The 16417-nt window shown below is 42.8% G+C and carries 16 protein-coding genes; 3 read left to right on the forward strand and 13 right to left on the reverse strand.

What is annotated here, in order from left to right; translation table 11 throughout:
• Positions 1-89: 89 nt before the first annotated feature.
• From F824_RS0109800 to F824_RS0109815, 3 genes are all read right to left on the reverse strand, one after another.
• A complete protein-coding gene (locus tag F824_RS0109800) occupies positions 90-788 on the reverse strand; it encodes an ABC transporter ATP-binding protein (RefSeq protein WP_019597707.1) in 699 nt (232 codons plus the stop codon).
• Between the two features lie 150 nt (positions 789-938).
• The gene (locus F824_RS0109805) at positions 939-1292 is read right to left on the reverse strand and encodes a four helix bundle protein (RefSeq protein ID WP_019597708.1); all 354 of its coding nucleotides are present in this window, start codon (positions 1290-1292) and stop codon (positions 939-941) included.
• A gap of 253 nt (positions 1293-1545) precedes the next feature.
• Positions 1546-2796, reverse strand: a complete 1251-nt coding sequence (locus F824_RS0109815) for an efflux RND transporter periplasmic adaptor subunit (RefSeq protein ID WP_026333619.1) — start codon at positions 2794-2796, stop codon at positions 1546-1548.
• A 588-nt stretch (positions 2797-3384) separates the two neighbouring features.
• Between F824_RS0109815 and F824_RS0109830 the strand changes: the two genes are divergently transcribed.
• From F824_RS0109830 to F824_RS0109850, 3 genes are all read left to right on the forward strand, one after another.
• Positions 3385-4773 carry a sigma-54-dependent transcriptional regulator gene (locus F824_RS0109830; protein ID WP_019597713.1) on the forward strand — a complete coding sequence of 463 codons (1389 nt, stop codon included), beginning with the start codon at positions 3385-3387 and terminating at the stop codon, positions 4771-4773.
• Positions 4691-6115, forward strand: coding sequence for a sensor histidine kinase (locus F824_RS0109835; protein WP_236613164.1), 1425 nt, complete (start codon positions 4691-4693; stop codon positions 6113-6115). The genes F824_RS0109830 and F824_RS0109835 overlap by 83 nt, the downstream gene beginning before the upstream one ends.
• A gap of 636 nt (positions 6116-6751) precedes the next feature.
• Complete coding sequence (locus F824_RS0109850) at positions 6752-7303, forward strand: N-acetyltransferase (protein WP_019597717.1); 552 nt, start codon at positions 6752-6754, stop codon at positions 7301-7303.
• Positions 7304-7347: 44 nt separating this feature from the next.
• Here F824_RS0109850 and hisIE read toward each other — a convergent pair whose 3' ends face one another.
• From hisIE to trpC, 10 genes are all read right to left on the reverse strand, one after another.
• Positions 7348-7956: a bifunctional phosphoribosyl-AMP cyclohydrolase/phosphoribosyl-ATP diphosphatase HisIE gene (hisIE, locus tag F824_RS0109855; RefSeq protein WP_019597718.1), complete on the reverse strand. Its 609-nt coding sequence runs from the start codon at positions 7954-7956 to the stop codon at positions 7348-7350.
• A 272-nt stretch (positions 7957-8228) separates the two neighbouring features.
• Positions 8229-8987, reverse strand: coding sequence for an imidazole glycerol phosphate synthase subunit HisF (hisF, locus tag F824_RS0109860; RefSeq protein WP_019597719.1), 759 nt, complete (start codon positions 8985-8987; stop codon positions 8229-8231).
• A gap of 85 nt (positions 8988-9072) precedes the next feature.
• Positions 9073-9798, reverse strand: a complete 726-nt coding sequence (gene hisA, locus F824_RS0109865) for a 1-(5-phosphoribosyl)-5-[(5-phosphoribosylamino)methylideneamino]imidazole-4-carboxamide isomerase (RefSeq protein ID WP_019597720.1) — start codon at positions 9796-9798, stop codon at positions 9073-9075.
• A gap of 96 nt (positions 9799-9894) precedes the next feature.
• On the reverse strand, positions 9895-10488 hold the full coding sequence (gene hisH / locus F824_RS0109870) for an imidazole glycerol phosphate synthase subunit HisH (RefSeq protein WP_019597721.1): 594 nt from the start codon (positions 10486-10488) through the stop codon (positions 9895-9897).
• Between the two features lie 137 nt (positions 10489-10625).
• A complete protein-coding gene (locus F824_RS0109875) occupies positions 10626-11423 on the reverse strand; it encodes a phenylalanine 4-monooxygenase (protein ID WP_019597722.1) in 798 nt (265 codons plus the stop codon).
• 363 nt (positions 11424-11786) lie between these two features.
• Positions 11787-12806: a 3-deoxy-7-phosphoheptulonate synthase gene (aroF, locus tag F824_RS0109880; protein WP_019597723.1), complete on the reverse strand. Its 1020-nt coding sequence runs from the start codon at positions 12804-12806 to the stop codon at positions 11787-11789.
• Between the two features lie 4 nt (positions 12807-12810).
• The gene (gene trpA / locus F824_RS0109885) at positions 12811-13584 is read right to left on the reverse strand and encodes a tryptophan synthase subunit alpha (protein WP_019597724.1); all 774 of its coding nucleotides are present in this window, start codon (positions 13582-13584) and stop codon (positions 12811-12813) included.
• 60 nt (positions 13585-13644) lie between these two features.
• Entirely contained in the window at positions 13645-14823 is a 1179-nt protein-coding gene (trpB, locus tag F824_RS0109890; protein ID WP_026333620.1) for a tryptophan synthase subunit beta, read from the reverse strand.
• Positions 14824-14973: 150 nt separating this feature from the next.
• A complete protein-coding gene (locus F824_RS0109900) occupies positions 14974-15594 on the reverse strand; it encodes a phosphoribosylanthranilate isomerase (protein ID WP_019597727.1) in 621 nt (206 codons plus the stop codon).
• The gene (gene trpC / locus F824_RS0109905; protein WP_019597728.1) at positions 15591-16415 is read right to left on the reverse strand and encodes an indole-3-glycerol phosphate synthase TrpC; all 825 of its coding nucleotides are present in this window, start codon (positions 16413-16415) and stop codon (positions 15591-15593) included. The genes F824_RS0109900 and trpC overlap by 4 nt, the downstream gene beginning before the upstream one ends.
• Positions 16416-16417 lie beyond the last annotated feature (2 nt).

Below are 16417 nucleotides of genomic sequence, written 5' to 3' on the forward strand. Positions count from 1 at the left end.
GAAATGAAAGATGTAAATTAAAAGACAGATGACCGATGGGGAATTTGGAAAAAACCTATTCCCCCTCATTTGCCATTTGTCTATCTCAATCAAATATGAAATTGCTCCCTGATATTTTCCGTCACCACTTTCCCATCAAACAGGTTGATGATGCGGTGGGCATAGTTGGCGTCGTGGGGAGAATGGGTCACCATCACGATTGTGGTCCCTTCGTTGTTCAGTTCCTCCAAAAGCCTCATCACTTCTTCGCCGTTTGCAGAATCCAGGTTACCCGTAGGTTCATCGGCCAGGATTACGGAAGGTTTGGCCACAATGGCACGGGCAATGGCAACTCTTTGCTGCTGTCCGCCGGATAGTTGCTGGGGAAAATGGTCCTTTCGATGCATGATGTTCATGCGGGTGAGGACTGCTTCCACCTTTTGCTTCCTTTCGTCAGCCGGAACTTTCAGGTAGAGAAGCGGAAGTTCCACATTTTCGAAGCAGGTCAGTTCATCGATCAGGTTAAAGCTCTGGAACACAAATCCGATATTGCCTTTTCGGAGTTGAGACCGTTGTCTTTCTGAAAACCGGGCCACTTCCTTTTCAAGGAAATAATACTCCCCCGAATCCGGGTTGTCGAGTAAACCAATGATGTTGAGCAAAGTTGATTTGCCACAACCCGAGGGTCCCATAATGGCCACAAATTCCCCTTTTTTGATTTCGATTTGGATATCATCCAAAGCTGTGGTTTCTACTTCCTCAGTGGTGTAGAGCTTACGGAGATTGACGGTTTTGATGATGTTTTGCATGGAATGCTGATTTAGGATTTTAATTGTTTAGGACGGAAGACAGGAGACGGAAGACGGAATAACATTGCCTGATTTTAGTTGACACTTTTTGTCTCGTTCCAGTTTAAATTGGCGTTTTGATAACATTTATTCTTCCAAGGAATTGATTATTTATTTGATACTTCTTTTAAAACTTACCATCATATTCATGAGATTAAAGGCTTCCTCATAAATGCATTCAAATTCATCCTCAGTAATATAATTTCGCCTTTTGGACTTGTGTAAACATGTGATTACTTCAGCCAATGACCTAATGGAATATGCCACAAATCTTTTTTGTTCGGGATTAGACTGATCAATGGAACCTTCCGCAAGATTCAAAGCAATGGAATCTGCGGCACGCCGTGATTGAGATGATAATCCGAACATTTCATAATTCGGAAATTTCAGCACCAATTGATGGATATGCTCCCCGAAATCCATGGCCTTCTGCCAAATGATTAATTTTTCAAATTTAAATTTCATAAGTATCAGCTTGTTGTTTTGAAAATGGTTTTAGATAATCAATCTACCATTTACTACAAACTCTTTATGCTGAAGCAATTAACTTAAACGTTTATTTATATATAAACTGTAATCAGAATTCTAAAATGAAAACACCACTTTTTCCATGTACAATCCCTTATTCAGTAACTCGGTCATCCCAAATTCATCACCTATCTCCCGTTTCCAGTCTTCCGTCTCCAGTCTTCCGTCTTCCAACTCCCGTCTCCCCCCCCTACTTCAAATTCAACACCTCATTCTTCCCGAAATTCTCATAGCCTGAGACGATCACTTTTTCTCCTGCGCTGAGTCCTTCTAGGACTTCATAGTGTTCGGGGTTTTTGCGGCCGAGTCTGATGTTTCTTCTTTCCGCTTTTCCGGTTTGGGGATTGACTACGAAAACCCAATTCCCCCCTGTGTCTTTGTAAAATCCTCCTGTCGGCAAGAGCAATGCCTGCTCACTTTCACCAAGTTCCAAGCGGATCCTAACGGTCTGTCCCCTTCTGATCCCTGTCGGGACATCTCCTGTAAATATCATGTCGACTTCGAATCTCCCGGCACTTACGGTTGGATAGATTTTGTTGATTTCAAGTTCATAATTGTTTCCGGAAAAGGTGAAAGTGCCCCTCAGACCCAAATTGATCCGAGGCAAGTACAGCTCGTCGATTGGAACGCGGACTTTAAACCGATCCAAAATATCAATTTGTCCATACCGCTGTCCTGCACTGATGGATTGTCCTACTTCGATCTGCTCGGTTGAAAGTTGTCCATTAATCGGCGCCCTGACCACCAAATTATCCAAAATATGCCCCACTCCGGAAAGGGATTGTTCCATTCTTGCCTCCGAATCCCGCAGTTGTCGCTTCTGGATGGACCGAGCCATGGAATCATTTCTGAAGGATTCATAGGTAAGTTTTTGCCTTTTCACATTGTATTCATATTGCTCCTTTACCTCTTCCAATTCCCGATCTGAAATCAATTTTTTCGAATGAAGGGTTTTAAAACGTTCATATTGGGGTTTCAGCAGGTTGATTTGGTAATCGATTTCCGCCAATTGCCCTTGTTGTTGGAGATTGTTTTGGTCCAAAAGCAATCTGGTTTGCCTAAGGTTGTTGATCTGAAAATAAAGGTCGGTTTCGCGCTGCATCACGTCCAGTTGAAGATTGGAATTGTTCATGATCAAAATGGTATCTCCAATGTTGACCATGGCTCCAGACTCTCTTACCACTTTCTGGATATTCCCACCTTCCAGTGCATCCAGGAAAAAAACCTCACCAGGTTCTATGTTCCCGCTCACCGGAATATAATCCGTGAACTCAGATTCAATTACTGTCGCAATCGTGATCCTCTCCATGCTTACGTTCATGGATGACCGGCCATCTGCAAAAACCAATTGGTACACGACAAAACCCAGCAGAAGGAAACCCGCTGCGACCAAGGCGATGAATTTAGGTGTCCAAATCTTCTTCTCTATTTTTCGATCCATTTTATTCAAGCTGATTAATTCAGATGATATCCCATTGCCAATTAATATGCCATGCCAAAAACCATGAATTTGACCTGAATAAGAACTATTTCCATATTTAGCCCCGTTTTTTTCGAACAAATTTGTCCGCCAGCGACCAAAATTTTGTTTACATGGACAATTCAAAAATCGGGGCGTCCAATATTTAGCACCAAAAAAGGGTTAAATTAAGCCTCTTGGCGTCATTTGGTATTATTTTCTCCAATTGGATCATTTCGGTATAGGAATTGGCAAAATGAAGGGAGAATGGTAAAAGAAATCTTTCCATCAAGCAAATCAAAAAGCAGTATCCATAATGACCGATGCAAGGAATCCGAAAACATTAAACCCCTATATGCATAACCAATTCTATTCCATCCAAAAATTGATTAAAAACCAGACCGTTATCTACAAGTATTTCCTTCACCACATCGGTGAAATGCGTTATTCTCCAAATAGTCTGATTTTCTTTCAACTTCAAACCTATTTGGAAACCCATTGCCTATTTCGGGTTAATTCAAGGAACATTTTCGGTCTAAGGTCTTCCATTTCCCCCTTTTCAATGCACCTATGAAAGAACAAAAATCAGGTAAAATACTTGTTGTCGATGACAATGAGGACTTGTTGAAAGCTGCCAAAATCTTTTTGAAAAGGCATTTTGGCCAAGTCGATACGGAGACGAATCCGGATTTATTGCCCATCCTGATGGTGAATGAGCAATATGATGTAATCCTGTTGGATATGAATTTTACCAAGGATGTCAGCAGCGGTCAGGAAGGTTTCTATTGGCTGGACAGAATATTGACCTTGGATTCGTCCGCCGTCGTTGTGCTGATCACGGCATATGGCGACGTCAATACAGCGGTAAAAGCAATCAAGGAAGGGGCCACTGACTTTGTGCTCAAGCCTTGGGAAAACGAAAAGCTTTTGGCCACCTTGAATGCTGCCTTGCAGTTGCGGCAATCCAAAATGGAGGTCCATGAGTTGAGAAACCAGAACCAACAACTGTATCAAGACATTGACCGCAAGTTCAAAGACATCATCGGGCAAAGTGCCGTCATGCAAAAGGTTTTCGAAACCATTGAACGCGTTGCAGGAACGGATGCCAATGTATTGATTTTGGGAGAAAACGGAACAGGAAAGGAACTCATTGCCAGGGCAATCCACAGACATTCCAAAAGGCACCGAGAAGCATTCGTCGGCGTAGATTTGGGATCTATCACAAGCACTTTGTTTGAATCCGAACTTTTTGGACATAAAAAAGGGGCCTTTACCGATGCCAAAGAAGACCGTACAGGTCGATTTGAACAGGCCAACAAAGGAACCTTGTTCCTGGATGAAATAGGGAATTTGCCCTTGCCCCTGCAGGCAAAACTTTTGGCAGCGCTCCAAAACAGAGAAGTGACACGGGTAGGATCCAACAAACCCGTGCAGATAAATATCAGGCTGATTTCGGCCACCAATATGCCTATCAATAGTATGATCTTTGAAAACACTTTTAGACAGGATCTTCTCTATAGGATCAACACGATTGAAATCCGTTTGCCTTCGCTCAAAGAACGCTTGGAAGACATTCCATTATTGGCCAATCATTTTATTGAGCTCTATTCAAAAAAATACAACAAGGACATTCGAAAGGCAAGTGAAGCCTTGATCACAAGAATGCAAAAATACCATTGGCCTGGGAATATCAGGGAGCTGCAGCACAGCATAGAGCGTGCGGTCATCATGACCAACCACAGTGTACTCCAGCCGGAGGATCTATTTATCCAAAAAGCAATAATGATGGAGAAACAGGAGGATTTGGTCAGCCTGGACCATCTGAATATAGAGGACGTGGAAAAGATCCTGATTCGAAAGGCACTTCACAAACACAATGGACATATCACACGTGCCGCAGAAGAATTGGGACTTACACGGTCATCATTGTACCGAAGACTGGAAAGATATGGGCTTTAAGTCGTTTGCTTTTGGTATCATTTCACGGATCATTCTGATCTGCGCCATGGTATATATCGGAATGTATTTTTTTATCAAAGAGCAATCCATTGTTCAGGCGACACTTTTTTCTGTTATTGTCATTTTCCAGGTGATCAATTTGATCTCCTACGGAAATACCACCAACAGAAAAATCACCAGGTTTTTGGAATCCATTCGCTACTCTGATTTTTCTTCCTCCTTTACAAAGGACAGCAAACTCGGAAGTTCCTTCAAGGAGATGAATGTGTCCTTCAATGAGGTGATCGAGGCTTTCAAAAAAACGCGGGCAGAAAAGGAGGAAAATATGCTTTTCCTCCAAATCATGATCCAACACATCAATACTGGAATCCTTTCATTTGACAGTGAAGGGAAAATCGGCGTCATCAACGGGGCAGCCAAGCAGCTGTTGCAGATCCATCAATTCAAGGACATTGGGGATTTGGGGAAATTGTCTGTGGACTTGTTGAACAGTGTCTTGCAACTCAAGCCCGAGGGTTCATTTTCCATGAAAATCAATTCTGATCTCCATCTCAATGTCCAATCTGCAGCCTTCAAAAAAGAGGGTACAAGTTGGACGCTCCTCTCCTTTCAGAACATCAAATCTGAATTGCAGAAAAACGAATTGCAGGCCTGGCAAAACCTGACGAAGGTATTGCGTCACGAGATCATGAACTCCATGACCCCCATTGCCAGTCTGGCCAATTCTTTGGGAACCATATTGGAAGAAGATGTGGTCGAGGAAGAAGATGCTTTGAAACTGAACAAAGAGAGTTATTTAGACCTCAGTGAGGGTCTGGAAACCATTTCCAAAAGAAGTGCGGGACTCGTTGATTTTGTAAATGCTTACCGGGATTACACGAATATTCCAGTGCCTATCTTAGCGAAATTCCGGGCAAAGGCGCTCTTTGAAAAGCTTTATGTATTGCTGAAAGAAGATCTGGCAAATGCCAATATCAAATTAAGTTGTACGGTAAATCCCGCCGAATTGGAAATAATGGCAGATTGGGAACTTATACAGATGATCTTGATCAACCTCATCAAGAATGCCAAGGAAGCAATGGAGAAGGCCGAAAACAGAAATATCATGCTAATCGCTGGGATTGACAGCCATTCCAGTCCATATATCCAGGTCATCGACCATGGAGAAGGAATCGTACCTGAGGCTTTGGAAAGAATTTTTGTTCCATTTTACACCACCAAAAAATCCGGTAGCGGCATTGGACTTGCTATTTCCAGACAAATCATGAACCTGCACAAAGGAAACCTTGAAGTGGTTTCAGAGCCCAACGTAAAAACTGTTTTTATGCTGAAGTTTGGCTAGAATCGAACATTCAATTTATTTGCCTGAAACAGGACAATGGATGTCCGCTACTTTGCCAATGGACCTTTGAAAACTCAGAATCTTGGATTTCTTCAGCCTGCCGGCCCATTTCTTTGAAAAAAATATCACTTCCACAATTGGGCATAATTAAAAACAGGTTTTTTTTAAAGAACATTTATGTCCATCAATTCCAAACAGGTATTGCTATAGTACTCGTAATGAAAAGACCCTTAAACCCGTTTTATGCAAAATCAATTCTATTCCGGTCTGAAATTGCTTAATAATCAGTCGGTTGTTTTCTGTTTTCTACTTCACCATCTTGGATGATACTTACTACCCCATTAGTCTGATTTTCTAACAGTTACAACCCTAACAGGAAGTCTAATGCATGTTTCGGGTTAAACGGTCCTTACCTTTTGCCCAATACTTCGGAATTTGGTCTTTCAACCCAATTCTTACAAAATCAATACTGTTTGCAAAAAATCGGGAAATCATAATTCTAAAATTTCAACCCTGTGGTAAATCGGCTTTTTTAAAAAAAATAAAATTCAATTCCACCCCTCAAATGACAGAATAAAATTCCAAATTTATCTGCTAAATTGGACAGTAGAAACCTCATTGATCGATTACACTTTCATGGATCCCATCAACTTCAAAACCGCCCTGTCCGATTCAGATTTGTTGGGCATCCTGAAACTCCAGCAGGAAAACCATATCCACAGTCTAAATTCCCTGGATCAGGGATTCCTCTATGTCTTGCACAGTTTCGAAGACCTCAAGAAAATGAATGATTTTGCCCCGCATGTCATCGGTATGGGTGGTGATGCTGTGGCCGCATATGTGTTGGCGATGACCGTAGATTGTAAGGAAGATGTCCCAGTCCTTATCCCGATGTTTGATCTTTTTGAAAAAATTGATTTCAAAGGTAAAAAAATCTCCGAATACCAATATCTGGTTGTAGGACAAGTTTGTGTAGGCCAACACTACCGGGGCAATGGGATCTTTGACAAGGGTTACCAATACTATCGGGATACCTTCAAACAGGATTATGATTTTGCCATTACCGAAGTCAGTACCCGCAACCACCGTTCACTCAAAGCCCATCAGCGGGTAGGTTTCACTGAAATCCATCGCTACACCGATCCCCTGAGTGAAGAATGGAGCATTGTCCTTTGGGATTGGAAATGATTTGGTAAATTCTATCCAGCTAGCGGAAATCCAATCCCTGATTTCTATTTCTTTTTGTGCCGCTCAATCAATACTTCCATCACCTCATCCAGTTCAATATTCTTGGCTTCCAGCAGAATCAGGTAGTGAAACATCAAGTCTGCCGCTTCACCGAGAAACAAATCTTTGTTGTCGTCCTTGGCTTCAATTACTATTTCCACCGCTTCCTCCCCCACTTTCTGGGCGATTTTGTTGATGCCTTTGGCAAAAAGCGAAGCGGTATAGGATTTGTCTGTGGGATTGTTTTTCCTGTCCTTGATGATGGCTCTCAAATCATCGATGAAAAAGGTCTTGGAACGGTTGGTCTCCTCAAAACAGGTGTCGTCACCTTTGTGACAAACCGGTCCCAGTGGCTCCGCTTTGATCAAAAGAGTATCCTGATCACAGTCGATTTTGATGGATTTCACCATCAGGAAATTCCCGGAAGTCTCTCCCTTGGTCCAAATCCGCTGTTTGGTCCTGCTGAAAAAAGTCACTTTTCCGGTTTCTATCGTTTTGTCGATGGCTTCTTGGTTCATGTACCCAAGCATCAAGACCTTTTGGGAGGACTCATCTTGGATGATACAAGGCACGAGGCCGTCTACTTTTTTGAAATCTATCGTTAAATTATTCATTCGGATTGTAAGAAGAAATGCGTCTATTGATACTATTTGCTTTTGGCATGAATTATAGGAATCGTGCCTTCGGCAAATATTGAATTGTGGTTTTGCTCCGCAAGATAGAAATGAATCAGAATACGAAGGTCAATTCCGGTTGTTTTTCAGGGTATTTTTGCGATGACTATTTTCAATTTGTTGGTTTGGGTTAAGAAATCCAGAAATTAATTTCCATTTTCAAACCTTCACCAAAGTAAAAAGCCATCCCGAAAACCGGGGAAAGCGCCAACCTATTGGCTTCTGATGGGAAGACCTTCTTTGTCGAGGTATTTTTTCAACTCCGGTATCGGGATTTCCTTGAAATGGAAAATACTGGCAGCCAAGGCGGCATCTGCTTTTCCAAAGGTAAATACATCCTTGAAGTGGGCCATATTGCCCGCACCTCCGGAAGCGATGACGGGAATGGACAGCATCGCCGAAATCTCGGCAGTGATTTCATTGGCAAAACCTGACTTGGTTCCGTCATGATCCATGGATGTCAAAAGGATCTCTCCTGCTCCCCGATCACAAACTTCCTGCGCCCATTTCTGGGTGACCAGAAGGGTTGGCGTTCTTCCTCCATGGGTATGGACAAAGTCGATCCCATCTACATTTCGAGTATCGATGGCAACCACAATACACTGACTGCCGAACTCCCGCGCCATTTCATTGATGATTCCCGGGTTTTTGACAGCGGCTGAGTTGATCGATATTTTGTCCGCGCCGGCATTGAGCAAAACCTTGACATCCTCCACGGTGGAAATTCCTCCGCCAACTGTAAACGGAATATTGATGGCCTTGGCCACTTTCGTCACCAGCTCCACCAATGTTTTCCGCTTGTCCACTGTAGCGGTGATGTCCAGGAAAACCAACTCATCTGCTCCTTCGTCGGAGTAGATTTTGGCCAACTCGACCGGGTCCCCCGCATCCCTCAATTGGATGAAATTGACTCCTTTTACGGTTCTGCCTTCCTTGATGTCCAAGCAGGGGATGATTCTTTTTGTCAACATATTTTTGTAAATGCAAAATCTGAACAAAGGGCACAAAGTCTTAAGTACAAGGCCCTAATAGGGAACTGGACTTATTCTGTGCTTTTTAATTGTTTTTCTGAAAGGATGCCAATTCTTCCAAACTTATGCGGCCTTCATAGTAGGCTTTTCCCACAATGGTTCCGAAAACGCCCATTTTTTCCAATTCCTCCAAATCCGAAACACTGGCAACTCCTCCACTGGCGATGAGTTTGATCCCGGGAATTTCCTGAAGAATGTCTCTGTAGAGTTCCATAGAGGGCCCTTGAAGCAAGCCATCCTTGGCAACATCTGTGCAGATCACATATTGAATCCCCTTGGCATGGTAGGCTTTGATGAAATCGATCAGATCCTCCTGTGTCGTCTCTTCCCAACCGGAAATGGCTATTTTTCGGTCCTTGGCATCTGCCCCGAGAATGATTTTATCGCCGCCATGAACGCTGATCCATGAATTGAACAATTCGGGATTCTTCACCGCGACACTTCCACCCGTGACTTGTTTGGCACCAAGCTGAAAAGCCAATGCGATATCCACATCGGACTGCACGCCACCGCCAAAATCAATCTGAAGGCTGGTATTCTCCGCAATTGTTTTGAGAACTTCCCGGTTGATGATTTTTTTGGCTTTGGCCCCATCGAGGTCCACGAGGTGTAGTCTTTTGATCCCGACATCCTCAAACCTTCTGGCCATAAGCAGAGGACTATCCGAATATTCCTTTTTCTGTAAATAATCTCCTTGCGTAAGGCGGACACATTTGCCGTCGATGATGTCTATTGCGGGTATGATTTCCATTGAGTAGAAAGTATGTTATTTCGAAAGACAGACAAGTCAAAACGCCGAGGATTCCCCTAGCCTTTAATTGGGTCCTACTGATTTTCGAATGCTCTGTTATAGTTTTAGAAAGTTGCTCAGAATCTTTTCTCCCACCAAGCCACTTTTCTCGGGGTGTGCCTGCATGGCATAGAAATTATCCCGATGAAGCAATGCCGAGAAATCTTTGATATAGTGGGTTTGGGCAATGGTAAATTCGCTCAGTTCTGCATAAAAACTATGGACATAATACACAAAGGATTCGTCATCCAAGCCCTTCAATAAGGGTGACTTCAAGTCAAAAAGATTGTTCCAGCCGACGTGAGGCACTTTGGATTCTGCATAGCTTTCGGGAAGGAATTTTTTGACCTTCACCGGAAATACTCCCAGACATGGGGTTTTGTTTTCCTCCGAATGCGAACATAGCAATTGAAGTCCCAGACAAACCCCGAAAAAAGGTTGTTTCAAATTAGGGATAAGTTTGTCAAGGTTCCTTTCCTTGAGATAATTCATCGCGGTGCTGGCTTCTCCCTGACCGGGGAAAATGACCTTGTCTGCCTTGGTGATCTCATCCACCTCATCGGTAAGTACAGCTTCTGCCCCCAAACGTTCCAAAGCATATAGGACGGATTGCACATTCCCTGAATTGTATTTTATGACTGCTACTTTCATTTAATCGGGCAAGTATTGATAAATATCAAAGGAGAAAATCTCCTGTCTGTTAAAGTTTAAGTTGTATTGGTAAAATAAATAGTTTGGAATTTTCAATCCAAACGATTTATTTTTGAAAAACCCATAGGTTGCTTGACTCAATTGATTTTCTGTTCCTTGTTTGTCAACTCTTCCAGCATTTCCTCCAACACGGATTCTATTTCGGGCAATGAGGCAAACAATTGCTCATAGCTTTCTATGATGAAATATTTGTCTTGGAATTTATTTTTCCAATAAGGTGTGTTCAATATTTTTCGGACATCGTACTGATAATGGGCGGGCTCCTCCGAAAGACTGAATTTGGTTTCTCCAGCGGAACTCAAAATTCCGGCACCGTAGATTTTCAATTCCCCCTCTTCTCTGATCAAGCCAAACTCAATGGTAAACCAGTAAATCCTGGAGATCAATTCGATTGCCATTTTATTGTCAATGTGCTTCAATGCTATTCCACTCAATTGCTGGAGAAAATCAACATAATGCTGATTGGTAAGCATGGGCATGTGGGCAAAAGCATCATGAAACATGTCCGGCTCTTCCAGATAATCCAACTGTTCCATTTTCCTCAACCAAGTGGAAGAAGGGAAACGCTTGTTGAACATCAAGCCAAAAAACAGGTCATCATCGATCAATCCAGGAACAACCTGTATGGCCCAACCCGTAGTATTGGCCAATTTTTGGTTCACCTCCTCAAAATCAGCGATACGATCCGAAGAAAAATTGATTTCCTTGATTCCTTCCAAATAGGCTTTTGTTGCTGCGTCGGGAAGATTGACAATCTGTCTTTCAAACAAAATTTTCCAGACTTTAAAATCCTCTTCCGTGTAGGCCTCGTATTCCTGTTTCATTTCTTTTAGTCTTGGGTCACTGAAGACCCAGTCATTTGGTTTTGCTATCATTACTATTTGGGTTTAATTCTTTCAATAGTCAAACGAGGTGAAGGAGGTCGGGTTCGTCATTCCCCAGAATCCATCGGAACACCCAAGCAAATCTCAGGAATTCATTTTCACACTCTAAAACAAAAAAGCCTAATCCAAAAATGGGTTAGGCTTTTTTGTAAGCATATACATACAACAGCGACCTATCCCTTAGGAAATTAAATGATAATGGAAATAGGAAATGCTGCTTTTGCTTTGATTCATGTTGCTAAGATACTATTTACTTGGCGACTTGCCAATTTATTTTTCTTGCGGAAATCCAGTGTTTCACATTGGAATTGGATATGAATTGCTAGAAAATCATCCAGCAGGTCAATTCGGTTTTTACAACAGGGAAAATGTTTTCCTTAAGGCAAAAGTTTTGCGGATCTGATCTGCCAATAGTGCACTTTGAGCAAAATCCAAGGTTTGTTGACCGTCAGAATATGCCAATTCAGGTACTTGGTGCGTTTCATAAATGATGCCGTCAGCACCGGCCATCACCCCAGCAAGTGCCATTTGAGGGACATAAGCCCGTATGCCCATCCCATGTGAAGGATCCACAATCACTGGCAAATGTGATTTGGCTTTCAATATTGGTACTGCATTCAAATCCAAGGTATTCCTGCTGGCCCTTTCATACGTTCTGATTCCTCGTTCGCAAAGGATCAGTTTTTCATTGCCCCCTGAAAACACATATTCGGCAGATTGCAGCAATTCCTCTATGGTGCCAGAAATCCCTCTTTTGATCATAACGGCTTTGTCCACTTTACCCAATTCATCCAATAGATTGAAGTTTTGGGTGTTTCGCGCACCTACTTGGTAGATGTCTACATAAGGGTACATTTCCTCGATCTGGGAAACCTGCATCACTTCGGTTACGATTTTGATACCCGCTTCTCTTGCGAGGTTGTACCACAATATCAAGCCTTCCAAACCAAGTCCCCTAAAGGCGTAAGGACTGCTTCTGGGTTTGAAAACCCCTCCACGCATCATGGTAATCCCATTGTCCTTCAAGTGTTGGATCACGCTTTTGATCTGTTCTTCTGATTCAATCGAGCAGGGCCCTGCAATAATGGCCATGTCTCCATCTTTGATCAAAATCCCATCTCCCAAATCAATGGAAGTAGGCTTTGCTTTCCATTTTTTGGAAACCATTTTGTACTCGTCGGAAACAATATGGATATCCTGAATCCCTTCCTTGTGACCAATGCGCCTGATGTCAATTTCCTTGGATCCGATGCCTACCAAATATTCACCCAATTGGGTTTTAACTTCGGTAATTTTATAACCCATCTGATTGATTTCCAATATGATGGATTCTTTTTGTGGCTCGGTAATGTCTAACTTAAGTTGAATGATCATGTCCTTATCGAATTACTTCCTGAATGTAGGTCTTGATGTCCTCCTTCAGATTTTTACTGTCCTTGATTTTTTTGATGAATGAACTGCCAATGATGGCTCCATTGCTGTATTGGGAAACTTTGGAGAAAGACTCGGCATCCGAGATGCCAAAACCGATCAATCTGGGATTTTTCAAATCCATGGCAGCCACCCTTTCAAAGTACGTTACCTGCTCATCCGAAATCCCTGTTTTGGCGCCTGTGATGCTGTGGGAGGAAACCATGTAGATAAAGCCATTGGAATGTTGATCGATTTCCCGGATTCTTTTTTCGCTGGTCTGAGGAGAAATCAAAAACGTATTTCTCAACTCATATTTGTCGAAAAGACCCTTGAACTCATCCAGGAATTGCTGCATCGGAAGGTCGGGTAAAATCAGTCCATCGACACCAACTTCCTTGCACTTCGCACAAAAATTCTCCATTCCATATTGAATGATAGGGTTCAAATACCCCATAAAAACGACAGGTATGGAAACCGTCTTTCGCATTTCTTTGAGTTGCTCAAAAAGAACCTTTAGACTCATGCCATTCTCCAGAGCGATCATATTGCTGTCCTGAATCGTGGGACCATCAGCAATCGGATCTGAATAAGGAATCCCAATCTCAATGATATCCGCTCCCGCTGCTTCGATTGCTTCCATGATAGGCAAGGTGTCCTCTAGCTTGGGAAAGCCCGCCGTAAAATAAATGGACAGTACCCGTTCTTTTTTTTGTTGAAATAATTGATCTATTCGGTTCATGAATGCTGGTTGGTTTTTGGTTTGATTGGAATTTTACTGAACAAACAAGAAATATTGTGATCAATATCCTCCCCACTTGATGTAGGTGTCCAGATCCTTGTCCCCTCTACCGGATAGATTGATCACGATCACATCGTCTTTTTTGAATTCAATCATACTCAGCGCGTGCAAGGCGTGGGCCGTCTCTATGGCTGGAATAATCCCTTCCGTTCGACTCAAGGCTATTCCTGCATTCATGGCATCTTCATCTTCCACGGCCACGAATTCGGCCCTTCCGATGTCGAACAAATGTGCATGCACGGGACCGATGCCCGGATAATCCAGTCCCGCAGAAATGGAGTGCGGTTCGATTACCTGACCATCCGCAGTCTGCATCAGCAAGGTTTTGCTGCCGTGCAAAATCCCTGAAGTGCCCAAAACAGTTGTTGCTGCTGATTTTCCGGAACTGATGCCCAATCCTGCTGCTTCTACCGCCACCAATCTCACTTGGGGAACATTGTAATAATGGTAAAATGCCCCAGCCGCATTGCTACCGCCACCGACACAAGCCACGACGATATCAGGATTTTCATTGCCTTCTTTTTCCAGCAACTGCCATTTCATTTCTTCACTGATCACGGATTGGAACCTTGCCACCATTTCCGGATAAGGATGCGGTCCTACGACCGATCCTATGATATAATGCGTGTCAACAGGATTGTTGATCCACTGCCGCATGGCTTCGTTGGTTGCATCTTTGAGCGTTTGGCTTCCTGAAGTAGCAGGAACCACTTTTGCTCCGAGAATCCTCATTCTTTCTACATTGGGGCGCTGACGCTGAATGTCGATGGATCCCATGTAAATGGTACAATCCATTCCCATCAACGCACAGACCGTGGCTGTGGCGACACCATGTTGGCCTGCTCCGGTTTCGGCAATGATCCGCTTTTTGCCCAGTTTCTTGGCCAAAATGATCTGACCGATCGTGTTGTTGATCTTATGGGCTCCCGTGTGGCAAAGGTCTTCCCTTTTCAGGTAAATTTTGGCGCCGAATTTTTCCGAAAGCCTTGTTGCAAAATAGAGCGGGGTTGGCCTTCCGACATAATCTTTTAGCAACAACTTGAATTCCTTTTGAAATTCTTCCGTTGCCACTATGCTTTCGTAATTTTCCCTCAATTCTTCAATATTGGGATGAAGCATCTCGGGGATATAAGCTCCTCCAAATTTTCCGTAAAATCCTTTTTCGTCAACTCTTATCATCATTTTATGAGACATGAAACCCATCACTCCTGTCATTTCCAAAAGGAAAGGGTCTCGGCTATTGTTCTTGTTTTTGAGGGATAAAATTGAATTGCCTAAAATTTTATCCTGCCAATCTTTTTTTTGTATTCCTAAGAAGGAATCTTTCTTTTAAATATCCCTTCTGAACCTACTGATCAAATCCAAATTTTTCATTCCGGGTTCCATTTCAAACTTAGAATTGATATCCACACCTGCCATTTGGGGAATTTTCGAATCCAATGCCTTGATGGCAGCGATGTTTTCCAAACCGAGGCCCCCACTCAGAAGAAATGGTTTTTCAAAAGGGTAATCCAATAAGATTTCCCAGTTGAACGTCTTCCCAGATCCTCCATAGGCTTCGGTAAAGGTGTCAAAGAGGAAATAATCAATGTTTTCCAAATAGGGCTCCATGGATTTCCAGTCGATTTCTTCATTGACCGAAAAGACTTTGAAGATGAGAACATTGGTTTTCTGCCTCAATTCCTCAACAAATGCTACACTTTCCCCACTATGAAGCTGGACGGCTTTCAAACCGAAAAGCACAATTTTATGCAAGATTTCAGTCAAAGAGGCATTTACAAAAACACCCACTTTATCCACTGGTAGGGCTTTGATGGCAGCAGCAGAATGGTCATCCACAAACCTTGGTGACTTTGGGTAGAAGATCAAACCCATCCAATCGGGATGGATTCCCTCGACCATTTCCCTTGCGTTGTCCGGGTCACGCATCCCACAGACTTTCAGTTTCATTTTTCCAGCACCAAGCCTTTGGACTCCCTCAAGAGTTTTCTGTATTCATTCATGAAATTATAGGCTGCCTGATGGGGACGACTGGATTTCATGAAGGTTTCCCCGATCAGAAAACCGTCAAATCCTGCGTTTTTCAATTCCACCAAAGTCTCCGGTTTGGAAATGCCGCTTTCTGATATTTTCACAAATTCATTGGGGATGCTATTGACCAAGTCAAAAGAAGTTTTCAAGTCAACCTCAAAAGTCTTCAAACTTCTGTTGTTGATCCCGACCAGATCCAAGTGTTCATTCAGCGATTCATCCAACTCTTGGGCATCATGGACTTCCATCAAAACCTCCATCCCAAGAGATTTGGCAAATGCCGCCAATTCCTTCAAACGTTTGGGATCCAAAGCTGCCGCTATCAGAAGGATACAATCCGCTCCGATGGATTTTGACTCCAATATTTGGTATTCGTCCACGATAAAATCTTTCCTTAGGATAGGACAGAAATTGAACTTTCTGGCCATTTTAAGGTCTTCGATACTTCCTCCAAAAAACTCTTTATCTGTCAAAATAGAAAGTGCTGACGCACCCGCTTGCATGTAACCAATACTTGTTTTTTCAATGGAAGCGGTCACATTGATGGCGCCTTTGGAAGGTGATTTCCGTTTGAATTCGGCAATGATGCCAGTTTTCTCAGGATCGGCCACGTACTTTTTCATCGAGACCACTTTGCTTTGAAAATAAATGCTTTGCTCCAATAATTTTACCGGAACCAAGCTACTTTTCTCTGCAACCTCAATATGTTTGAATGCAATTATTTTTTCTAGAATATTCATAT

The sequence above is a fragment of the Rhodonellum psychrophilum GCM71 = DSM 17998 genome, from assembly GCF_000381545.1.
In the GTDB taxonomy this organism is placed as follows: Bacteria; Bacteroidota; Bacteroidia; order Cytophagales; family Cyclobacteriaceae; genus Rhodonellum; species Rhodonellum psychrophilum.

What these genes read in the sequence shown, in the direction of transcription:
- F824_RS0109800 (WP_019597707.1), bottom strand. Translation starts at nt 788, where the DNA reads ATGCAAAACATCATCAAAACCGTCAATCTCCGTAAGCTCTACACCACT.
- F824_RS0109805 (WP_019597708.1), bottom strand. Translation starts at nt 1,292, where the DNA reads ATGAAATTTAAATTTGAAAAATTAATCATTTGGCAGAAGGCCATGGAT.
- F824_RS0109815 (WP_026333619.1), bottom strand. Translation starts at nt 2,796, where the DNA reads ATGGATCGAAAAATAGAGAAGAAGATTTGGACACCTAAATTCATCGCC.
- F824_RS0109830 (WP_019597713.1), top strand. Translation starts at nt 3,385, where the DNA reads ATGAAAGAACAAAAATCAGGTAAAATACTTGTTGTCGATGACAATGAG.
- F824_RS0109835 (WP_236613164.1), top strand. Translation starts at nt 4,691, where the DNA reads ATGGACATATCACACGTGCCGCAGAAGAATTGGGACTTACACGGTCAT.
- F824_RS0109850 (WP_019597717.1), top strand. Translation starts at nt 6,752, where the DNA reads ATGGATCCCATCAACTTCAAAACCGCCCTGTCCGATTCAGATTTGTTG.
- hisIE (WP_019597718.1), bottom strand. Translation starts at nt 7,956, where the DNA reads ATGAATAATTTAACGATAGATTTCAAAAAAGTAGACGGCCTCGTGCCT.
- hisF (WP_019597719.1), bottom strand. Translation starts at nt 8,987, where the DNA reads ATGTTGACAAAAAGAATCATCCCCTGCTTGGACATCAAGGAAGGCAGA.
- hisA (WP_019597720.1), bottom strand. Translation starts at nt 9,798, where the DNA reads ATGGAAATCATACCCGCAATAGACATCATCGACGGCAAATGTGTCCGC.
- hisH (WP_019597721.1), bottom strand. Translation starts at nt 10,488, where the DNA reads ATGAAAGTAGCAGTCATAAAATACAATTCAGGGAATGTGCAATCCGTC.
- F824_RS0109875 (WP_019597722.1), bottom strand. Translation starts at nt 11,423, where the DNA reads ATGATAGCAAAACCAAATGACTGGGTCTTCAGTGACCCAAGACTAAAA.
- aroF (WP_019597723.1), bottom strand. Translation starts at nt 12,806, where the DNA reads ATGATCATTCAACTTAAGTTAGACATTACCGAGCCACAAAAAGAATCC.
- trpA (WP_019597724.1), bottom strand. Translation starts at nt 13,584, where the DNA reads ATGAACCGAATAGATCAATTATTTCAACAAAAAAAAGAACGGGTACTG.
- trpB (WP_026333620.1), bottom strand. Translation starts at nt 14,823, where the DNA reads ATGATAAGAGTTGACGAAAAAGGATTTTACGGAAAATTTGGAGGAGCT.
- F824_RS0109900 (WP_019597727.1), bottom strand. Translation starts at nt 15,594, where the DNA reads ATGAAACTGAAAGTCTGTGGGATGCGTGACCCGGACAACGCAAGGGAA.
- trpC (WP_019597728.1), bottom strand. Translation starts at nt 16,415, where the DNA reads ATGAATATTCTAGAAAAAATAATTGCATTCAAACATATTGAGGTTGCA.